The 1,337-nt window shown below is 77.8% G+C and carries 1 protein-coding gene and 1 pseudogene; both read left to right on the forward strand.

Features of this window, described 5'->3' with window-relative positions:
* A pseudogene (locus tag L0B03_RS17985) lies at nt 1-1,035 on the forward strand (hypothetical protein); the annotation flags it as partial.
* Nucleotides 1,036-1,152: 117 nt separating this feature from the next.
* Nucleotides 1,153-1,337: hypothetical protein (locus L0B03_RS17990; protein ID WP_250448392.1), on the forward strand; the 185-nt coding region annotated here is incomplete at its 3' end.

The following is a 1,337-nucleotide window of genomic DNA, read 5'->3' on the forward strand; positions in this document are numbered from 1 at the left end:
ACTTTGGGCGATCCGTCGCTGCTCGTGCCTCCCGCCGCCCCCGCCGCGAGGGCGGCGGGCGTGACCGGGGTGACCACCACCGTCCCGCCCCTCGGCCCCGACGAGGGCTGGCCCACCGAGGTCCACCCGACCCCGGGCCCGGAGGACGACGACCCGGAGACCGCGGTCCTCGAGCACGGCTCGACCCGGGTGATGCCTGCCCAGGAGAGCCCCTGGAGCGCGGCGGGCACCGAGCCCGAGGGCTCGTCGTCCGAGGACGGGGCCTGGTCCGGCGACGGGCAGTGGTCCGAGGAGCACGGGTGGCCCCAGGGCGGCCCCGAGGAGGCCGAGGACCGCTGGCACCCGCCCGGGTCCGTCCCTCCCGAAGGCTCCCCGGTCCTCGACCCCACCGTGTCCACCAGCCCGCGACGTCGCGTCGGCTCGGTGCTGGCCCTGGGGTCGGTGCTCGTCGCGGTCGGGGCGACGCGGCCCGGGGTCGCGCTCGCGGTCGCCGTCGTGCTCGCGGTGCTGGTGCGCAGCGTGGGCCTGGACGTCTCGGCCCTGCTCCGACGACGGGCCGTGCGTGGCACCTCCCGCGGCGCGGCCGTGCGCGGGGTGGTGACCTGGCCCTGGTACCTGGGGCGCGCGGTGCTGGGCGTGCTGCCCTCGGCGCTCCTGACGGCGGGCGTCACCGCGATGGTCGGCGGCGTCGGCTGGTGGCTCCTGGGGACCGGACGGCTCACGGTGGCCGGCCCCCCTCCGGGCGAACCGACCGGGGAGCTCGCCGAGAACGCCGCCTGGGTCACCCCCGCCCTGGTGGGGGCCGTGGTGGTGGTGGCCCTGCTCATGCTCTGGTTCGGGCCGATGAGCCGGATGACCCGTCTCGGTGCGCGCTGGACCCTCGGGGCCCTGGCCCCGGGGACCGCGGGGGCCGTCACCGTCGTGCTCCTGGGCCTCGGCGCGGCGGCCGCCGTCGTCTTCCTCGTGGTGCTCGCCCCCCAGGGCGTCCCGGAGACCGTCTGGTGGCCGTTGCCCGGGCCGCCCGACCTGCGCTGACCGACCTGCGCTGACCGACCTGCGCTGACCGACCTGCGCTGACCGACCTGCCGTGCCCGAGCCGCCCTGGGCACTAGGTCCACCACTCGTCCAGGTGGGGCACGTATCGTGGCGCGCATGACCCGCGAGCACCCACGGCTGCCTTGGCCCGTGCTCGCGCCCGCCGTGGCCCTGCTCGCCGCGTCGAGCGGTCTGGTGGCCCTCGCCCGCAACGGCTCGCTCCTGGTGCACCACTGCGTGCCCGGGGACGGCGTCGCCGGCTGGCTCGGGCTGCGCCTGGCCCTGCTCCGGACGGACTCGGC

The sequence above is a fragment of the Actinotalea sp. C106 genome (assembly GCF_023630195.1).
Lineage (GTDB): Bacteria > Actinomycetota > Actinomycetes > Actinomycetales > Cellulomonadaceae > Actinotalea.